The sequence below is a fragment of the Acinetobacter guillouiae genome (assembly GCF_002370525.2).
GTDB lineage: Bacteria > Pseudomonadota > Gammaproteobacteria > Pseudomonadales > Moraxellaceae > Acinetobacter > Acinetobacter guillouiae.
In genome coordinates, this window is the sequence record NZ_AP014630.1 from 31,591 (window position 1) to 52,314 (window position 20,724).

Here is a 20,724-nt window from a genome sequence, read left to right on the forward strand (position 1 = left end):
ATGAATACTTCTGCAATCGTGATGATGATTATTTCAATGGTATTTTTATGGGGTGGGTTGATTTTATCGATCCTACATTTGATGAAAAATCCTGAAGAACTGGATGACGTTCTGGAAGAAGTCAAAGATCACCATACGCTTTAAACTTGAGTCAAAAAAAGCAGGCGAATTAGCCTGCTTTTTTAATGCGTTTTAAGCCGTTTTCTGAATTCGGCAATAATAGAAACCATCACCATGATGCGCTTCAGGCAACAATTGACGACCGTGAATTTGTTCTATTCCCCAGTTTGCATCAATCTTGATTTCTTCAGCATCTGCGTGTTCAGCAAAAAACTCGACCATCTGCTGTTCATTTTCAACTTTCAGAATTGAGCAGGTAATATAAAGTAGTGTTCCACCAACTTTAAGCTGCTGCCACATATGCTTTAAAATTTGCTTTTGCAGATCGACCACTTGCTGAATATCTGTAGATTGGCGCAATAAGCGAATATCAGGATGACGACGTAGAACACCAATAGCAGAACATGGCGCATCCAATACGATGCAATCGACCAACTCTTTAGGCACCCATGTTGTAGCATCTGCTGTGATGATTTCAACTGTTGCATCAACATTTAATTCAAGGCGTTCCAAGTTTTCTGAAACACGCAATAAACGTTTAGCATCATGATCAAGTGCGATTAATTTTTTAGGATTAAAGCGTTCTAAGATATGAGCTGCTTTACCACCCGGTGCTGCACAAGCATCGATAATGACTTTGTCATCTAAGTTGGGTAACAGTGTTGCACACAATTGAGCATGTTCATCTTGAACAGAAAACCCGCCTTCTTCAAAGCCAGGTAAATGAGTAATATTACCCGTTTGTTCCAGAACAATACCAACATCTGAAAGCGTACAAGCACGGGCATCAATCTGTTCTTCATCTAAAATATCAAGATATTCATCACGACTAATTTGACGTTCATTGACACGAAGAGTCAGTGGAGCGACTTGTTTTAAATTTTGACAGATTTCAGGAAGTTGATCAGCCCAATCTTTTTTAAGTCGTTTGAATAGCCAACTTGGTAAACCATGGGTATTATTTAAAGCCGTTTGAAACTCAGTTGTTTCACGTGAAACACGACGAAGGATGGCATTGACCAAACCACTCATTGGTTCAAAACCTAATTGCTTCGCTGCATTGACAGTTTCTGAAATCGCCGCATGTGCAGGAATACGGGTGCATAAAATCTGGTATAAACCCAGATATAAGCAACTTTCTAGTGCTTCATTGTCTAACGGTTTTGTGAGCAAAGGTAAGGTAATTGCTTTTAAAGAATACCATTGACGTAAACAGCCTAAAGTAAGCTCATGGTATAAACCACGATCACGTTCAGAAACAATATTGATATGTTGGTTTAAAACGGAAGCTAAAGACTGTCCATTTTGAACAGCTAAAAGTGTTTTAACCACTTGTGCGCGCAAATTCAAATTTTTTGCAGATGATTGAATTTGGCTCATGCGAATATATTTCCTACTGAAAGTTTATGGCTTTGTATAATTTGTACAGGGTTAATGGCTTTGCCACCTGGCCATTGTAGGCTAGTCAGACAAATCACACCATCTCCGCAAACTACATGTACACCTTGTTTGTTCATTTCGATAATGGTTCCGGGTGCTTCGCCATTGGCTATAAGGTCTGAAATTTGAGAATTCCATACACGTAAATTATTGCTTTCATCTATTGGTGTAAATGCGACTGGCCAAGGATTGAATGCCCGAATATTGCGATCAAGTTCAACTGCTGATTTAGTCCAATCAATTTGTGCTTCAGCTTTTGTGAGTTTATGTGCATATACCGTAAATTGTTCATCTTGCACTTCACGTGCATCTAAATATTGTTGTAATTTTTGTTCTGATTCTAATACCACACAAATTGCTTCAGCGCCTTGGATCGCAAGTTTGTCATATAAAGTTGCTGAGGTTTCTTCTGCTGTGATTGGGCAAACTGTTTTAAAGATCATATCGCCTGTATCTAGACCAGCCGCCATTTTCATGATCGTGACTCCAGTTTCAGTGTCACCCGTTGCAATGGCACGCTGAATCGGAGCAGCACCGCGCCAACGTGGTAGCAAAGAACCATGAATATTTAAACAACCATAGCGCGGTGTATCTAATACGGCCTGGGGCAAAATTAAGCCATAAGCCGCAACGACCATTACATCTGCACCCAATGCTGCTAATTCTTGTTGAGCCGCTAAGCCTTCGTCTGTCGATGCTTTGAAATGAAGTGGTTGATAGACGGGTAGGTTGTTTGCGAGCGCAAGTTGTTTCACGGCTGAAGCTGTCAATTTTTGTCCACGACCTGATTTACGGTCAGGTTGAGTATACACAGCGACGATTTCGTGATCAGTTTCAATGAGTGCTGCTAAAGCAGAAGCTGCAAATTCGGGTGTACCTGCAAAAATGATCTTCAAAGGTTATGCTCAGATTAAATTTTAAATTGAATTATAGCAAACCTGATTATGCGGTGGCGTTTTCAAATGAAAATACGGGTTTTTCTATGTAAAAAATAAAATACGATCAATGGTATATTTTGTTCTGATCAGCTATCTGATTTAAAACAGTCAACAGATGTCTTTTACAGCACCTTTAAAATTGGTGTAAATCTACATTATTCAACATCCACTTTTTAAAATAAAAATCACTTTTTTATGTCATATTTTTTGATTTAAATTGATAGAAATATATCTTATTTTTAACTTAATCTAAATAAAGAGATGGTTTGGCAGTTGAAGTTAAAATAATTGTGACTAATTTCACAATAAAAAATTGTTAACTGAATAAGCATAGGCAGTTAATCGAAATTTAACAATATGTCAAATGTAAACTATGTCTCACATTGTTTTGATAAATGTGACAAATTTTGTCACATGCTCAATTTATCAACAATATGTATTTAATAAATCTTAATGTTTTTTGATTGGTGTATAAATTGCTGATTTATAGGTATAAAAATTATAAAATGTGTGATTATTTTGCTTTTTATTTAAAAGTTTAGACCATATGTTTAAAAAAACAAAATAAGTGAAATATATCTCAATTTTTCTATTGCTTTAAATGTATGTAAATTGTTAAATAAAAAAAATTGTACATTTTATATGCATTATTGATGCGAAATCAGCGGCTGTAATGCACCTCCTAAAGGAAAAGTAATATGAATAAGATCTACAAAGTGATTTGGAATGCGACTTTGTCGGCATGGGTTGCAGTTTCTGAATTGGCAAAAGGGAAAACCAAATCTTCTAAAACCACAGGCTCTGTCGGGGCAGTTGTTGCTATTGTTGGGGCTATCAGCTTTTCACCAGATGTATTCGCAGGAGGTTATAGTGCTGGAGGCGGTTTTCTTAACACTGCTTGTAATAGTACTAGTACGGGTGCTGGTGGGCAAACTGGTGCTATAGCAATCGGTGGAGGGGATCAGGCCCCTTGTGCAAGTCAGGCATATGCAACAGCTATTGGTAATAATGCAAAAGCAGCTAGTCGTGGTTCTATTGCGATTGGTAGTGGGGCATATGCAAACTCAGGTGAAAATGTATTAGATGGTAAGGGTGCCGTTGCTATCGGTAATGATGCCGTTGCAATTGGAAAAAACTCATTTGCTCTAGGTGCACAAGCTTCTGTTGTTGAAGACAATACCGTTTCTTTCGGTCATGCGAATGGCGATGCAAAATATGTAGGTGGTGTCGCGAGTGGTACATGGACAGATGATCGCTTTATGAGAGTAGCGAATATTGCGAATGGTTATAAAAATAATGATGCTGTCAATGTCTCACAAATAAAACCACTTGCTACAGCACTAGGTACGACGGTTGATGGAACAACAGGTATAGTTGCACCTCCAAGCTATATCATTACTAAGACAGATGGAACAAGTTATGCTGCAGTCAATACAGTACCTGCTGCTTTAACTAACTTAAATAATGAAATAACAAAAGCCATTACTTTTGCAGGCAATACAGGAACTTCAGCAAACAAGCTTGGTTCGACTCTGAATATCACAGGAACAGGTTCTACAGCAGGCTCATATACGGGTAATAATTTAAAAACATCTGTGAGTGGAAGTACCGTTAGCATCCAGATGGCAGAAGCACCTGTATTTACAGGTACTGTAACTGCTGGAAATCTAGCAACAGGTGGGACGTTGAGTGTTACAGGAGTTAGTAACTTAAATGGTGGGGCAAATTTAAACAGCCAAAAAATTACAAATGTTGCTGCAGGGACAGCAACAGGTGATGCTGTTAACTTTGGTCAATTAACCACAACCAATCAAAACGTAAGTAATTTGACGACAACTGTCACCAATCAAGGTAATCAAATTACGACGAATACGTCTGATATCAGTACATTAAAAGGTGGTTTTAACTTACAAACCAATGGTAAGAACAGTGGTGCGATCAAAGCGGGTGATACGGTTGATATAGGTGTAGCAACGCCAGCGGACACCAACCTTACAGCGACCAAGACAGGTAACAATGTTGCGTTTGCTTTAAGCAAAGACTTGAACTTAACCAGCGTTACTACAGGTAATACCGTGATTAACAACGCTGGTGTAACCGCGGATAAAGTGACTGTTGGTACTGTGGTGGTTGATAAAACGACAGGGATCAATGCGGGTGGTAAAAAGATTACCAATGTCGCAGCAGGTGATATCAGTACAGCAGCATCAACAGATGCTGTGAATGGTGGTCAATTATTTACGACTAATCAAAACGTTGCGAAAAACACTTCAGACATCAGTACGCTAAATACCACTGTTACTAATCAAGGTAATCAAATTACGACGAATACGTCGAATATCGCAACCAATACATCTGATATCAGCACCTTAAAAGGTGGCTTTAATTTACAAACCAACGGTAAGAATAGTGGTGCGATTAAAGCGGGTGACACGGTTGATATTGGTGTAGCAACTCCAGCGGATACTAACCTTACAGCAACCAAGACAGGTAATAATGTTGCGTTTGCTTTAAGCAAAGACTTGAACTTAACCAGCGTTACCACAGGTAACACAGTGATTAACAATGCTGGTGTAACAGCGGATAAAGTGACTGTTGGTACTGTGGTAGTTGATAAAACGACTGGGATCAATGCGGGTGGTAAAAAGATTACCAACGTAGCGGCAGGTGATATCAGTACAGCAGCATCAACAGATGCTGTGAATGGTGGTCAATTATTTACGACCAATCAAAATGTTGCGAAAAACACATCAGACATTAGTACGTTAAATACCACTGTTACTAATCAAGGTAATCAAATCACGACCAATACGTCGAATATCGCAACCAATACATCTGATATCAGCACCTTAAAAGGTGGCTTTAATTTACAAACCAACGGTAAGAATAGTGGTGCGATTAAAGCGGGTGACACGGTTGATATTGGTGTAGCAACTCCAGCGGACACCAACCTTACAGCAACCAAGACAGGTAATAATGTTGCGTTTGCTTTAAGCAAAGACTTGAACTTAACCAGCGTTACTACAGGTAACACAGTGATTAACAATGCTGGTGTAACAGCGGATAAAGTGACTGTTGGTACTGTGGTGGTTGATAAAACGACTGGGATCAATGCGGGTGGTAAAAAGATTACCAACGTAGCGGCAGGTGATATCAGCTCAGCGACATCAACAGATGCTGTGAATGGTGGTCAATTATTTACGACCAATCAAAATGTTGCGAAAAACACATCAGACATTAGTACGTTAAATACCACTGTTACTAATCAAGGTAATCAAATCACGACCAATACGTCGAATATCGCAACCAATACATCTGATATCAGCACCTTAAAAGGTGGCTTTAATTTACAAACCAACGGTAAGAATAGTGGTGCGATTAAAGCGGGTGACACGGTTGATATTGGTGTAGCTACGCCAGCGGATACCAACCTTACCGCGACTAAGACAGGTAATAATGTTGCGTTTGCTTTAAGCAAAGATTTGAACTTAACCAGCGTTACTACAGGTAATACAGTGATTAACACTGCTGGTATAACAGCGGATAAAGTGACTGTTGGTACTGTGGTGGTTGATAAAACGACTGGGATCAATGCAGGTGATAAAAAGATTACCAACGTAGCAGCAGGTGATATCAGTACAGCAGCATCAACAGATGCTGTGAATGGTGGTCAATTATTTACGACTAATCAAAACGTTGCGAAAAACACTTCAGACATCAGTACGCTAAATACCACTGTTACTAATCAAGGTAATCAAATCACGACCAATACGTCTGATATCAGTACATTAAAAGGTGGCTTTAATTTACAAACCAACGGTCAGAATAGTGGTGCGATTAAAGCGGGTGACACGGTTGATATTGGTGTAGCTACGCCAGCGGATACCAACCTTACCGCAACCAAGACAGGTAATAATGTTGCGTTTGCTTTAAGCAAAGACTTGAACTTAACCAGCGTTACCACAGGTAACACAGTGATTAACAATGCTGGTGTAACAGCGGATAAAGTGACTGTTGGTACTGTGGTGGTTGATAAAACGACTGGGATCAATGCGGGTGGTAAAAAGATTACCAACGTAGCGGCAGGTGATATCAGCTCAGCGACATCAACAGATGCTGTGAATGGTGGTCAATTATTTACGACCAATCAAAATGTTGCGAAAAACACATCAGACATTAGTACGCTAAATACCACTGTTACTAATCAAGGTAATCAAATTACGACGAATACGTCGAATATCGCAACCAACACTTCTGATATCAGCACCTTAAAAGGTGGCTTTAACCTACAAACCAACGGTAAGAACAGTGGTGCGATTAAAGCGGGTGACACAGTTGATATTGGTGTAGCAACGCCAGCAGACACTAACCTTACAGCAACCAAGACAGGTAATAATGTTGCGTTTGCTTTAAGCAAAGACTTGAACTTAACGAGCGTTACTACAGGTAACACAGTGATTAATACTGCTGGTGTAACAGCGGATAAAGTGACTGTTGGTACTGTGGTGGTTGATAAAACGACTGGGATCAATGCGGGCGGTAAAAAGATTACCAACGTTGCAGCCGGTGATATCAGTACAGCAGCATCAACAGATGCTGTGAATGGTGGTCAATTATTTACGACGAATCAGAATGTTGCGAAAAACACATCAGACATTAGTACGTTAAATACCACTGTTACTAATCAAGGTAATCAAATCACGACCAATACGTCGAATATCGCAACCAATACATCTGATATCAGTACATTAAAAGGTGGCTTTAATTTACAAACTAACGGTCAGAATAGTGGTGCGATTAAAGCGGGTGACACGGTTGATATTGGTGTAGCTACGCCAGCGGATACCAACCTTACCGCAACCAAGACAGGTAATAATGTTGCGTTTGCTTTAAGCAAAGACTTGAACTTAACCAGCGTTACTACAGGTAATACAGTGATTAACACTGCTGGTATAACCGCAGATAAAGTGACAGTTGGTAATGTTGTTATAGATAAAACAACCAACAAGATCAGTGGTGTAGAAGCAGGAACTGATGCGAAAGATGTTGTAAACAAAGGTCAATTAGACGCTTTGGCAGGACAACAAACAGCAACAGATAATTCGGCAGTGAAATACGACAACGCCACAACTAAAGATAAAGTGACTTTAGGCGGTGGCGCTGCAGGTACAACGCTGACAAATGTTAAAGCGGGTGATGTTTCTGCAAACTCAACAGATGCAATCAATGGTAGTCAGCTTTATACGACAAACCAGAATGTAGCTCAGAATAGCAAAGACATTGCAACCAATACGTCGAATATCGCAACCAATACATCTGATATCAGCACCTTAAAAGGTGGCTTTAACTTACAAACTAACGGTCAGAATAGTGGTGCGATTAAAGCGGGTGACACGGTTGATATTGGTGTAGCTACGCCAGCGGATACCAACCTTACAGCGACTAAGACAGGTAATAATGTTGCGTTTGCTTTAAGCAAAGACTTGAACTTAACCAGCGTTACTACAGGTAATACAGTGATTAACACTGCTGGTATAACCGCAGATAAAGTGACAGTTGGTAATGTTGTTATAGATAAAACAACCAACAAGATCAGTGGTGTAGAAGCAGGAACTGATGCGAAAGATGTTGTAAACAAAGGTCAATTAGACGCTTTGGCAGGACAACAAACAGCAACAGATAATTCGGCAGTGAAATACGACAACGCTACAACTAAAGATAAAGTGACTTTAGGCGGTGGCGCTGCAGGTACAACGCTGACAAATGTTAAAGCGGGTGATGTTTCTGCAAACTCAACAGATGCAATCAATGGTAGTCAGCTTTATACGACAAACCAGAATGTAGCCCAGAATAGCAAAGACATCGCAACCAATACGTCGAATATCGCAACGAATACATCAAATATTGCGACCAATACATCTGACATCACGACCTTAAAAGGTGGCTTTAACTTACAAACTAACGGTCAGAATAGTGGTGCGATCAAAGCGGGTGACACGGTTGATATTGGTGTAGCAACACCAGCGGATACCAACCTTACAGCGACTAAGACAGGTAATAATGTTGCGTTTGCTTTAAGCAAAGACTTGAACTTAACCAGCGTTACTACAGGTAATACAGTGATTAATACTGCTGGTATAACCGCAGATAAAGTGACAGTTGGTAATGTTGTTATAGATAAAACAACCAACAAGATCAGTGGTGTAGAAGCAGGAACTGATGCGAAAGATGTTGTAAACAAAGGTCAATTAGACGCTTTGGCAGGACAACAAACAGCAACAGATAATTCGGCAGTGAAATACGACAACGCCACAACTAAAGATAAAGTGACTTTAGGCGGTGGCGCTGCAGGTACAACGCTGACAAATGTTAAAGCGGGTGATGTTTCTGCAAACTCAACAGATGCAATCAATGGTAGTCAGCTTTATACGACAAACCAGAATGTAGCTCAGAATAGCAAAGACATTGCAACCAATACGTCGAATATCGCAACGAATACATCTGACATCACGACCTTAAAAGGTGGCTTTAACTTACAAACTAACGGTAAGAATAGTGGTGCGATTAAAGCGGGTGACACGGTTGATATTGGTGTAGCTACGCCAGCGGATACCAACCTTACCGCAACCAAGACAGGTAATAATGTTGCGTTTGCTTTAAGCAAAGACTTGAACTTAACCAGCGTTACTACAGGTAATACAGTGATTAACACTGCTGGTATAACCACAGATAAAGTGACAGTTGGTAATGTTGTTATAGATAAAACAACCAACAAGATCAGTGGTGTAGAAGCAGGAACTGATGCGAAAGATGTTGTAAACAAAGGTCAATTAGACGTTTTGGCAGGACAACAAACAGCAACAGATAATTCGGCAGTGAAATACGACAACGCCACAACTAAAGATAAAGTGACTTTAGGCGGTGGCGCTGCAGGTACAACGCTGACAAATGTTAAAGCGGGTGATGTTTCTGCAAACTCAACAGATGCAATCAATGGTAGTCAGCTTTATACGACAAACCAGAATGTAGTTCAGAATAGCAAAGACATTGCAACCAATACGTCGAATATCGCAACCAATACATCTGATATCAGCACCTTAAAAGGTGGCTTTAACTTACAAACTAACGGTCAGAATAGTGGTGCGATTAAAGCGGGTGACACGGTTGATATTGGTGTAGCTACGCCAGCGGATACCAACCTTACAGCGACTAAGACAGGTAATAATGTTGCGTTTGCTTTAAGCAAAGACTTGAACTTAACCAGCGTTACTACAGGTAATACAGTGATTAACACTGCTGGTATAACCGCAGATAAAGTGACAGTTGGTAATGTTGTTATAGATAAAACAACCAACAAGATCAGTGGTGTAGAAGCAGGAACTGATGCGAAAGATGTTGTAAACAAAGGTCAATTAGACGCTTTGGCAGGACAACAAACAGCAACAGATAATTCGGCAGTGAAATACGACAACGCTACAACTAAAGATAAAGTGACTTTAGGCGGTGGCGCTGCAGGTACAACGCTGACAAATGTTAAAGCGGGTGATGTTTCTGCAAACTCAACAGATGCAATCAATGGTAGTCAGCTTTATACGACAAACCAGAATGTAGCCCAGAATAGCAAAGACATCGCAACCAATACGTCGAATATCGCAACGAATACATCAAATATTGCGACCAATACATCTGACATCACGACCTTAAAAGGTGGCTTTAATTTACAAACCAACGGTCAGAATAGTGGTGCGATCAAAGCGGGTGACACGGTTGATATTGGTGTAGCAACACCAGCGGATACCAACCTTACAGCGACTAAGACAGGTAATAATGTTGCGTTTGCTTTAAGCAAAGACTTGAACTTAACCAGCGTTACTACAGGTAATACAGTGATTAATACTGCTGGTATAACCGCAGATAAAGTGACAGTTGGTAATGTTGTTATAGATAAAACAACCAACAAGATCAGTGGTGTAGAAGCAGGAACTGATGCGAAAGATGTTGTAAACAAAGGTCAATTAGACGCTTTGGCAGGACAACAAACAGCAACAGATAATTCGGCAGTGAAATACGACAACGCCACAACTAAAGATAAAGTGACTTTAGGCGGTGGCGCTACAGGTACAACGCTGACAAATGTTAAAGCGGGTGATGTTTCTGCAAACTCAACAGATGCAATCAATGGTAGTCAGCTTTATACGACAAACCAGAATGTAGCTCAGAATAGCAAAGACATCGCAACCAATACGTCGAATATCGCAACGAATACATCAAATATTGCGACCAATACATCTGACATCACGACCTTAAAAGGTGGCTTTAACTTACAAACTAACGGTCAGAATAGTGGTGCGATCAAAGCGGGTGATACAGTTGATATTGGTGTAGCTACGCCAGCGGATACTAACCTTACAGCGACCAAGACAGGTAACAATGTCGCGTTTGCTTTAAGCAAAGATTTGAACTTAACAAGCATTACAGTGAACGATGGAATCAATGGTACAAATGGTTCTACAGTGATCGGTAAAGATGGTATCTCGGTTAAAGATGGTTCAGGCAATACTATTGCAGGTGTAGATAACACAGTGTTGACAGTTAAAGATGGTAGTGGCAACACAGAAACCAGCATTAACAAAGCGATCAATACTCTCAATGCATCGCAAGGTGAAACTGACAAGTTTGCAGTGAAGTACGACAAGAATGCTGATGGCAGTGCAAACTATAACAACATCACATTAGCAGGTAGTGCTTCAACTAGTACTAAAGATGCAACGACAGGCAAGATCACCACAACAGGTGGTACAAGCTTAAACAATGTTGCGAGTGCGGGTGACTACACTAAAGAGGCCAATGCGAGCAAAGGCGTTAACGCTGGTGATTTGAACAATGCAGTTGTTGACGCAACTAATGCAGCGACCAGTAAAGGCTTTGCATTACAAGCAGCAGATGGCGCTAAAGTTCAGAAGAACCTAGGCGAAGCAGTTGAAGTTGTCGGTGCAGATAGCAACATCACTACGAAGGTTGCAAATGGTCAAGTTGCGATTGAGTTAAATAAAAACCTCAATAACTTAACCAGCATTACAGTGAACGATGGAACCAATGGTACAAATGGTTCTACAGTGATCGGTAAAGATGGCATCTCGGTTAAAGATGGCTCAGGCAATACCATTGCAGGTGTAGATAACACAGTATTGACAGTTAAAGATGGTAGTGGCAACACAGAAACCAGCATTAACAAAGCGATCAATACCCTGAATGCATCGCAAGGTGAAACTGATAAGTTTGCAGTGAAGTACGACAAGAATGCTGATGGCAGTGCAAACTACGACAGCGTAACCCTTGCAGGTACAGGTGGAACCACGATCACCAACGTTAAAGCGGGTGCTGTTAACTCAACATCAACAGATGCAATCAACGGTAGTCAATTACATGGTGTTGCTGATAGCGTTAAAAATGTGATTGGTGGATCAACCACAATTGATGCAACGACAGGTGCAATCACCACCAATAATATTGGTGGCACAGGCTCCAACACAATTGACGGTGCGATCAACAGCGTTAAAGATTCAGCAACCAAAGCGAAGACCACCGTTACGGCTGGAGACAATGTTGTAGTAACTGCTGGTACCAATGCAGATGGTTCAAGCAACTATCAAGTTGCGACAGCGAAAGACGTAAACTTCGACAAAGTGACTGTAGGTAATGTTGTTGTTGATAAAACAAGTAATACGATCAAAGGTCTAAGCAATACGACTTGGAACGGTACAGCAGTCACAGGTCAAGCAGCGACAGAAGACCAATTACAAGCAGTTGATAGCAAGCTTGGTAATTTAGATGGTGCAGCGGTTAAATATGACGACGCAGCAACGAAAGACAAAATCACTTTAGCGGGTACAGCTGGAACCACAATCAGCAACGTTAAAGCGGGTGCTGTTAACTCAACATCAACAGATGCGATCAACGGTAGTCAATTACACGGTGTTGCAGATAGCGTTAAAAATGTGATTGGTGGATCAACGACAATTGATGCAACGACAGGTGCAATCACCACCAATAACATTGGTGGCACAGGTTCCAACACAATTGATGGTGCGATCAACAGCGTTAAAGATTCAGCAACCAAAGCGAAGAGCACAGTTACAGCAGGAGACAACGTTGTAGTAACTGCTGGTACCAATGCAGATGGTTCAAGCAACTATCAAGTTGCGACAGCGAAAGACGTAAACTTCGACAAAGTGACAGTAGGTAATGTTGTTGTAAATAAAGCCAGCAATACAATCGAAGGCTTAAGTAATACTGACTTAAGAGCAAGTGATTTTGCGACTAAAGGTAGAGCAGCGACTGAAGAGCAATTGAAGCAAGCTGTCACGAAAAACATCACTGAAGTTGTGGATGGTAATGGCAACAAAGTGAATATTATTGACCAGGTTGTAAATACGAAACCTGACAATAAAAACCAAGACTCATTGTTCTTAACCTATGATAAACAAGGTCAAGAAACTACAGATCGTCTAACGATTGGTCAAACAGTACAGAAGATGAATACCGATGGTATTAAATTCTTCCATACCAATGCCGATATGTCGAAAGGTGATTTAGGAACAACCAATGACTCAAGCGCGGGTGGTTTAAACTCTACAGCGATTGGTGTAAATGCAATTGTGGCAACGGGTGCAGATAGTGCTGTTGCATTAGGTCACAATACAAAAGCTGAGGGCAAACAATCCATTGCAATTGGTCAGGGTGCTGAGGCATTAGGTACACAATCAATCAGTATTGGTACGGGCAACAAAGTGAAAGGTAATCATTCTGGTGCCATTGGTGACCCGACTATTGTTGATGGTGCGAACAGCTATTCTGTGGGTAATAATAACCAAGTGCTTACAGATGATACGTTTGTACTTGGAAACAATGTGACCAAAACAGTTGCTGGTTCAGTTGTGTTAGGCAATGGCTCTGCGGCGACGACTGGTGCAGGTGTTGCGGGTTATGCGTTGTCAGCTGCAACAAGTGCAGACAAAACAGCAATTAGCAATACAACATCAACAACTGGAGCAGTAGCAGTTGGTGATGCGGCAAGCGGTATTTATCGTCAAATTACTGGTGTTGCAGCAGGTAGCGCAGATGCAGATGCTGTAAACGTAGCTCAGCTAAAAGCTGTTGGTAACCAAGTTGTTACCACTCAAAACGCACTTGTAAATGGTTTGGGCGGTAATGCGAAGGTCAATGCTGATGGCACCATTACTGGACCAACCTATAATGTTGCACAAGGTAATCAGTCGAATGTTGGTGATGCTTTAACAGCATTGGATAAAGCCATTGGTTCTGCAGCAACAACATCTAAAACGACTGTTTCTAATGGTCAGAATATTGTTGTGAATAAGAGCAAAAATGCTGATGGTTCAGACAACTATGAGGTATCAACAGCAAAAGATTTAACAGTCGACTCTGTGAAAGCTGGTGATACGGTTCTCAATAATACTGGAATCTCAATTGGTAATAATGCGGTTGTGATAAACAACACAGGATTAACTATTGCAGGTGGACCAAGTGTAACGGTGGCAGGTATTAACGCGGGTAATAAAACAATTACCAATGTGGCAAATGCTGTTAACGCTACAGATGCAGTCAATAAAGGGCAGTTAGATAGCGCAATTGGCACTGTGAATAACAATGTCAATGAGCTTGCTAATAATGCTGTTAAATATGACGATGCATCAAAAGATAAGATCACACTTGGTGGTGGTACAAATGGTACAACCATTAGCAATGTGAAAGATGGTGCAGTCACTCAAGGTTCTAAAGATGCTGTAAATGGCGGTCAATTGTGGAATGTTCAGCAACAAGTTGATCAAAACTCAACGGATATCAGCAATATCAAAAATGATATTAACAATGGTACTGTCGGCTTAGTTCAACAAGCAGGTAAAGACGCAACAGTTACAGTTGCGAAAGATACTGGTGGTACAAGTGTGAGTGTGGCGGGTACAGACGGTAACCGTGTTGTGACAGGTGTTAAAGATGGCGCAGTCAATGTAACATCAAAAGATGCAGTCAACGGTAGCCAATTGAATACGACCAACCAAGCAGTTGTGAATTATCTTGGCGGTGGTGCTGGTTATGACAACATTACGGGTAGCTTCACTGCACCAACTTACAATGTAGGTGACTCTAAGTATAACAATGTCGGTGGTGCAATCGATGCATTGAACCAAGCGGATCAAGCATTGAATAGCAAAATTGACAATGTCAGCAACAAGTTAGACAACGCTTTCCGTATTACCAATAACCGGATTGATGATGTAGAGAAAAAAGCCAATGCGGGTATTGCAGCAGCAATGGCACTTGAATCAGCACCATATATTCCTGGTAAATATACCTATGCTGCAGGTGCGGCATACCATGGTGGTGAGAATGCGGTAGGTGTGACGCTACGTAAAACTGCAGATAATGGACGTTGGTCGATTACAGGTGGTGTTGCAGCAGCATCTCAAGGCGATCCAAGTGTTCGTATCGGTATCAGTGGTGTAATTGACTAAATCACGAGACAAGGAAGATCGAACGGTCTTCCTTTTTCTTCGCAAATTTTTAAGAGAGAAAAAATGAAAGCATTTAACAAAAAAATTATGTTCAGTGTATTCAGTGGTCTTGTGATGTCATTGAGTCATGCAGCTGAAGTTGAAACATCAAATACCCAAGACATTCATTTTCCTGAAGTGAAAGACAGTTATTTAAAGCAAGTGAATCGTTATGAAAACGATGACGTGGCACGTTTAGATAAAGGTTTAAGCAAAGATCAGATTCGCCATGTTTTGGGCAATCCGCAATTTTCTGAAGGCCTTTTTGCTGTTAAAACTTGGAACTATGTATTAGATGTTCGAGAGCCGAATTCAAATCAATATAAACGTTGCCAGTTGCGCATAGACTTTGATAAGCACTATCGTTCAGAAAACTTATATTGGAAAGGTGAACAATGCCAAGGTCTGATGGCTTGGGGCATCAATAACCAATCTTCGACAGAACAAACGGCTCTATCCCCTACAGGTCAATCAGCCAGTGTTTTATTCTATTTTGATCATTCAGATAAAAGTGGGGTAAAAAATCCTGAAGTGATTAGCAAAATTGCCGATCAGATTAAGCAAACTGATGGGAACAGTAAAATTTTTGTTGCAGGTTATACTGACCGTTTAGGTTCATTTCCGTATAACCAACGTTTATCAGCAGCGAGAGCCAATACCGTTGTAAATTTGTTGAAACAACAGGGAATTCCTGCTGATCAAATTCAATTTTCAGCAGAAAATAAAACTGACGTGTATCAGAAATGCAATGGAATGAACAAAAAAATTCAATTGGTCGAGTGTTTAGCGCCTAATCGCCGAGTAAACATCACTTGGTAAAACTGAATGCATAATTAAATGAATTCAGTTTGAAAGAAGGTGCTTATTCCTCAAATAGGTCGAGTCTTACTTCATGCAAACGCCCGATGAAATTCATCGGGCGTTTTAAATTATGCACAGTTAAAGCTTATACAATGATAATTTGTTTTGAAATAAATCATAACCAGCTTGATGATATTGATTGCCTAGTTGACCAATCAAGAACATCAACAACTTACTTTTTAATGAAAGCGTTGAATCAAATTTTTTGATGAGATGCTGTAAAAAAGAATTAAGCTATTTAGTTAACTTCGCTCTAAAATCTAATTTGAATGTATTGAGTATAAAAATGATGAAGAAGATAGTATTCGCGTTGCTTGGGTTTGGATTTGCGATACAAACACAAGCCTTTGATAAAACACAAGTGAATCTGGCCAATGATTTTTGGGGAACTTGGACTGTATACAATGCGAAGATCCAATGTACCGAAAGCTATCAATTTACTCGGCCAGACCAATTTACTTACACCACAAAGCAAAAACGGATGACAGGTGATTTTGCGATATTAAGAAATGAGAATGCTCAGGCTTTAGATGTTTTAGCCATGAAAGTTAAGTTAGACAACAAAAAAGCGGATTGTGGTGGCGAGCCTGTGGATTATAGCAATGCTGATATTCGGTTAAGTTTAAAATGGATATCCGCTAAAACAGTGGAGCTTTGTACAGACCGTGAAGGCAAACAATGTACAGGCTTATATTTGATTAAACAGAAATAATCTATGCGGAAATGAATGAACAGGCTTCTTTTTGAGGCCTTTTATAAAATAAAATTTAGTGAATTTTGTTAAATGATAAATATTTTTTATTAAAAAATAAAAAATTATTCATAGAAGTTTTGTGTTTTATCCAACACGATAGCGTTATATTAAATTCTAATGTTTTATTTATCTATAAAGCTTGTTGGAATATCAATAGACACGTCTTGTTTAAAAAAAGATCATGCTCAAGATCATTGGTTATATGCTAAGTTATAGTATGATGTGTTCATATTTCGACTGATTTATTGCTATATCAGTTTTATTTAGCCAGAGTGAATTGATATTCATTTCAAGCTCAAACAATGTTGGAAATACAAATGCCTGACTATCGTTCAAAAACATCGACACATGGAAGAAATATGGCTGGTGCACGTGGCTTATGGCGTGCAACAGGAATGAAAGATGAAGATTTTGGTAAACCGATTATTGCGGTAGTCAACTCATTTACTCAGTTTGTCCCTGGTCATGTGCATTTAAAAGACTTAGGTCAGCTGGTTGCTGAACAGATTCAAGCAGCGGGTGGTGTGGCAAAAGAATTCAATACGATTGCGGTCGATGATGGTATTGCAATGGGGCATGATGGCATGCTGTATTCATTGCCTTCGCGTGATTTGATTGCAGATTCTGTTGAATACATGGTCAATGCGCATTGTGCAGATGCCATGGTGTGTATTTCTAACTGCGACAAAATCACACCAGGGATGTTAATGGCGGCAATGCGTCTGAACATTCCTGTGGTATTTGTTTCTGGCGGTCCAATGGAAGCGGGTAAAGTTAAAATCCGTGGTACAGAACATGCGATTGATCTCGTTGATGCAATGGTGGTTGCCGCTGATGATAGCTTTACCGATGAAGAAGTAAAGGAATATGAGCGTTCAGCTTGTCCAACTTGTGGTTCATGTTCAGGCATGTTTACAGCCAACTCAATGAACTGTTTGACAGAAGCCCTTGGTTTATCATTACCGGGCAATGGTTCAACTTTAGCAACCCATGCAAATCGAAAAAAATTATTCGAAAGAGCGGGTCAATTGATTGTTAAGTTGGCAAAACGCCATTATGAACAAGATGATTACACCATTTTACCACGTTCAATTGCGACCAAAGCATCTTATGAAAATGCAATGATTTTAGATATTGCAATGGGTGGTTCAACTAATACAGTCTTGCATTTATTAGCTGCAGCACATGAAGCAGGTGTTGATTTTACCATGGACGATATTGATCGTTTATCTCGTAAAGTTCCTGTGTTGTGTAAAGTTGCACCGGCAAAACAAGATGTCCATATGGAAGATGTCCATCGTGCTGGCGGTATTATGTCGATTCTAGGTGAATTAGATCGTGCAGGTTTATTGGATACAACGGTGCATACCGTACATGAAAATACCTTGAAAGATGCCTTAGATAAATGGGATATTATTCGTACCGAAGATCCAGAGGTTTACGAGTTCTTCCGTTCAGCACCAGGTGGTGTTCCAACTCAAACAGCATTTTCACAAAACCGTTATTATCAAACTTTAGATGGCAACCGTGAAAAAGGTGTGATCCGTAATGCTGAACATGCATTCTCTAAAGACGGTGGTTTGGCTGTACTGTACGGAAATATCGCTGTAGATGGTTGTATTGTAAAAACTGCGGGTGTAGATGATTCGATCCTGAAATTTAATGGTACGGCTCGTGTCTTTGAAAGCCAAGATGCTGCTGTAGATTCAATTCTTGGTCATGAAATCAAAGCTGGTGATGTGGTTGTCATCCGTTATGAAGGTCCACGTGGTGGTCCGGGTATGCAAGAAATGCTTTACCCAACCAGCTATCTAAAATCGAAAGGCTTAGGTAAAGAATGTGCTTTACTTACAGATGGTCGTTTCTCTGGTGGTTCTTCAGGTCTTTCCATTGGTCACGTATCGCCAGAAGCTGCTGAGGGTGGTGTTATTGGATTGGTTGAAGATGGTGATTTGATTGAAATCGATATTCCAAATCGTACAATTCATCTCGCTGTTGATGATGCAACCTTAGCTGCACGCCGTAAAGTTCAAGACGAAAAAGGTTGGCAGCCAGCTGAAGAACGTCCACGTAAGGTTTCAAAAGCATTAAAAGCTTATGCTATGCATACCACCAGTGCGTCGAAAGGTGCGGTGCGTGAAATCTAAGCGTTAAAATACGATTCTCAAACAAAACAAAAGCACTCATGGATTGGGTGCTTTTTATTGAATTGACCTAACGATTTAAATTTTATCGAGTTTTGGGATATTGATCATTCAGATTCAAATTGTTATAAGTTTTGTTATGACTGGTTAGAATTAATTTTCTCAGCATCACCCGTGAATGAATGGTATGCTTGAGCGAGTTTCAATCAGATTTTCTTTTATTTTTCAGTGCTTATTTCGAGGCTCTACGCATGTCACTGTTACGCCGTTGGTTTGATCCAATCCGATCGAGTTGGTTTTACCAAAAGCCGATTCGCCAAGAGGTGTTATCTACGGAACAGGGACTAAGTATTTATCTGCGTTTAGATGATGTTTATAGTTATCTTGCTGTACAGCAACTGACACAATTGGAAGATCTTTTAAGTGATGATTTAAAGCCACTTAAAGTGATTATTTCCAATACCGCAGCAGAACCCCCCAATGGCATGACTATAGAGGAATGGCGCAATTATAGTTTAGAAGACGCCAAAATCTTAGCCAATCAACATCGCTTTAGTTATGATGATGAAAAACCAGAACAACCAACTCAAGAAGCATTACAACAAGCGGAAACAATCCTTAGAAATACACCGCTGACCGGTCAAAATTTTCTTTATTTACTCGAAGATGTATTCCATATGCTGTGGCAACAGCAGTATGGCAAATTGCGCACTTTATTCGTGATGGCTAGTCAGCATCAAAAACCGCAAAATTTTCCAGAACGCGTGTTTGGTCAAAACCCAATTTTAGAAAGCTATTTTGAATTTGGTGGACGTAAATATCATGCCGTGGATGATTTATTACGGTTAACTCGTCGTTTAAAACAACAAAAATTATTGATTGATAACCCTATTTTTCTGATCAATCACATTGAATGGCGTGAGCATTTGATGAGTGATGCAGAAGAGCTTGCTGAAATTCAGGCTATGCATCCTGAACTTGATTTATATATTGCCTTAGAAGACCCGATCAGTTGGTTATTATTGGCATATATCAAAGAAGAACTCGCAAATTATTATAATATTCAGTTGAACCTATTTCCGCTGAGTTATCACGGTCGGGACTTTTTTGACTGGAGTTTGGCGACCCGTCTTTCCAAGCGTTCAGAAGTGAAATTTACCCCGTTCTGTCGTCCGACTGCTGAAAGCACCTTAAATATGGCAAAGCTTTATTACAGCGTACCAGAAGAGCAACGTGTAGATGTGATGTATGACATTTTACAGGCGGTTTGGACCAAGGGGCGTGATTTATCATTCAAGCCGCATTTACAGCAAATGCAACATGATTTAGGGATTGAAAATCTAACCGATACTGATGTTGAGGCTTTATTAACAGCCAACGATCAGCAATGTGCAGAGAAACATCAGCCTGATTTTCCTGTTTTAGAATTGCGTATTGAAGGAAAGCGTTACGTTTTTAATAGCCTATATCGGGTTTGGATGATTGAAAGTATTTTTAGTAATGTGTTAGAACAGAAGTATAAAGCCGAGAATGAGTTGGAACGCGCTCAACATCATATAGAAGCACAGGATGCAGAAAAAACAGATGATTAAAAAAGAGAAATGTGAATCATTAGAACAAGTACGTGATCGAATCGATCAGTTGGATCAGGAACTGATTGAGCTGATTGCAACCCGCCAATTTTATGTTGATCAAGCCGTCCGATTTAAACGTAATGTAGATGACGTACAGTCTCCAGAGCGTGTACAACAAGTGATTAATAAAGTACGTCAGAAAGCCATAGATGTTGGCACCAACCCTGATTTGGTGGAAATGCTCTATCGGGAAATGATCCAGCATTTTATCCAAAGAGAATTAAAAGAAATCCGTCCATAACGGTGATGTGATTTTAA

9 protein-coding genes are annotated in these 20,724 nt (G+C 40.1%); 7 read left to right on the forward strand and 2 right to left on the reverse strand.

The window, feature by feature from the left end:
- Nucleotides 1–144: a methionine/alanine import family NSS transporter small subunit gene (locus AS4_RS00130; protein ID WP_004818200.1), complete on the forward strand. Its 144-nt coding sequence runs from the start codon at nucleotides 1–3 to the stop codon at nucleotides 142–144.
- A 48-nt stretch (nucleotides 145–192) separates the two neighbouring features.
- On the opposite strand, the gene rsmB is transcribed toward AS4_RS00130, so the two are convergent.
- Nucleotides 193–1,500: a 16S rRNA (cytosine(967)-C(5))-methyltransferase RsmB gene (gene rsmB, locus AS4_RS00135; RefSeq protein WP_096732429.1), complete on the reverse strand. Its 1,308-nt coding sequence runs from the start codon at nucleotides 1,498–1,500 to the stop codon at nucleotides 193–195.
- On the reverse strand, nucleotides 1,497–2,456 hold the full coding sequence (gene fmt, locus AS4_RS00140) for a methionyl-tRNA formyltransferase (RefSeq protein WP_096732431.1): 960 nt from the start codon (nucleotides 2,454–2,456) through the stop codon (nucleotides 1,497–1,499). Before fmt ends, rsmB begins: the two co-directional genes overlap by 4 nt.
- A 740-nt stretch (nucleotides 2,457–3,196) precedes the next feature.
- Between fmt and AS4_RS00145 the strand changes: the two genes are divergently transcribed.
- The 6 genes from AS4_RS00145 to AS4_RS00170 all read left to right on the forward strand — a co-directional run bounded on the left by AS4_RS00145 (nucleotide 3,197) and on the right by AS4_RS00170 (nucleotide 20,707).
- Nucleotides 3,197–15,034 (forward strand): ESPR-type extended signal peptide-containing protein, encoded by an 11,838-nt coding sequence (locus AS4_RS00145; protein WP_096732433.1) that lies wholly within the window; start codon nucleotides 3,197–3,199, stop codon nucleotides 15,032–15,034.
- A gap of 63 nt (nucleotides 15,035–15,097) precedes the next feature.
- A complete protein-coding gene (gene tpgA, locus AS4_RS00150) occupies nucleotides 15,098–15,892 on the forward strand; it encodes a trimeric autotransporter adhesin/peptidogylcan-associated protein TpgA (protein ID WP_096732435.1) in 795 nt (264 codons plus the stop codon).
- A 328-nt stretch (nucleotides 15,893–16,220) separates the two neighbouring features.
- Nucleotides 16,221–16,646, forward strand: a complete 426-nt coding sequence (locus AS4_RS00155; protein WP_096732437.1) for a hypothetical protein — start codon at nucleotides 16,221–16,223, stop codon at nucleotides 16,644–16,646.
- Nucleotides 16,647–17,005: 359 nt separating this feature from the next.
- Entirely contained in the window at nucleotides 17,006–18,835 is a 1,830-nt protein-coding gene (gene ilvD / locus AS4_RS00160) for a dihydroxy-acid dehydratase (RefSeq protein WP_096732439.1), read from the forward strand.
- Between the two features lie 248 nt (nucleotides 18,836–19,083).
- Nucleotides 19,084–20,424, forward strand: a complete 1,341-nt coding sequence (locus AS4_RS00165; RefSeq protein ID WP_096732441.1) for a hypothetical protein — start codon at nucleotides 19,084–19,086, stop codon at nucleotides 20,422–20,424.
- Nucleotides 20,417–20,707 (forward strand): chorismate mutase, encoded by a 291-nt coding sequence (locus AS4_RS00170; RefSeq protein ID WP_016539541.1) that lies wholly within the window; start codon nucleotides 20,417–20,419, stop codon nucleotides 20,705–20,707. The genes AS4_RS00165 and AS4_RS00170 overlap by 8 nt, the downstream gene beginning before the upstream one ends.
- Nucleotides 20,708–20,724 lie beyond the last annotated feature (17 nt).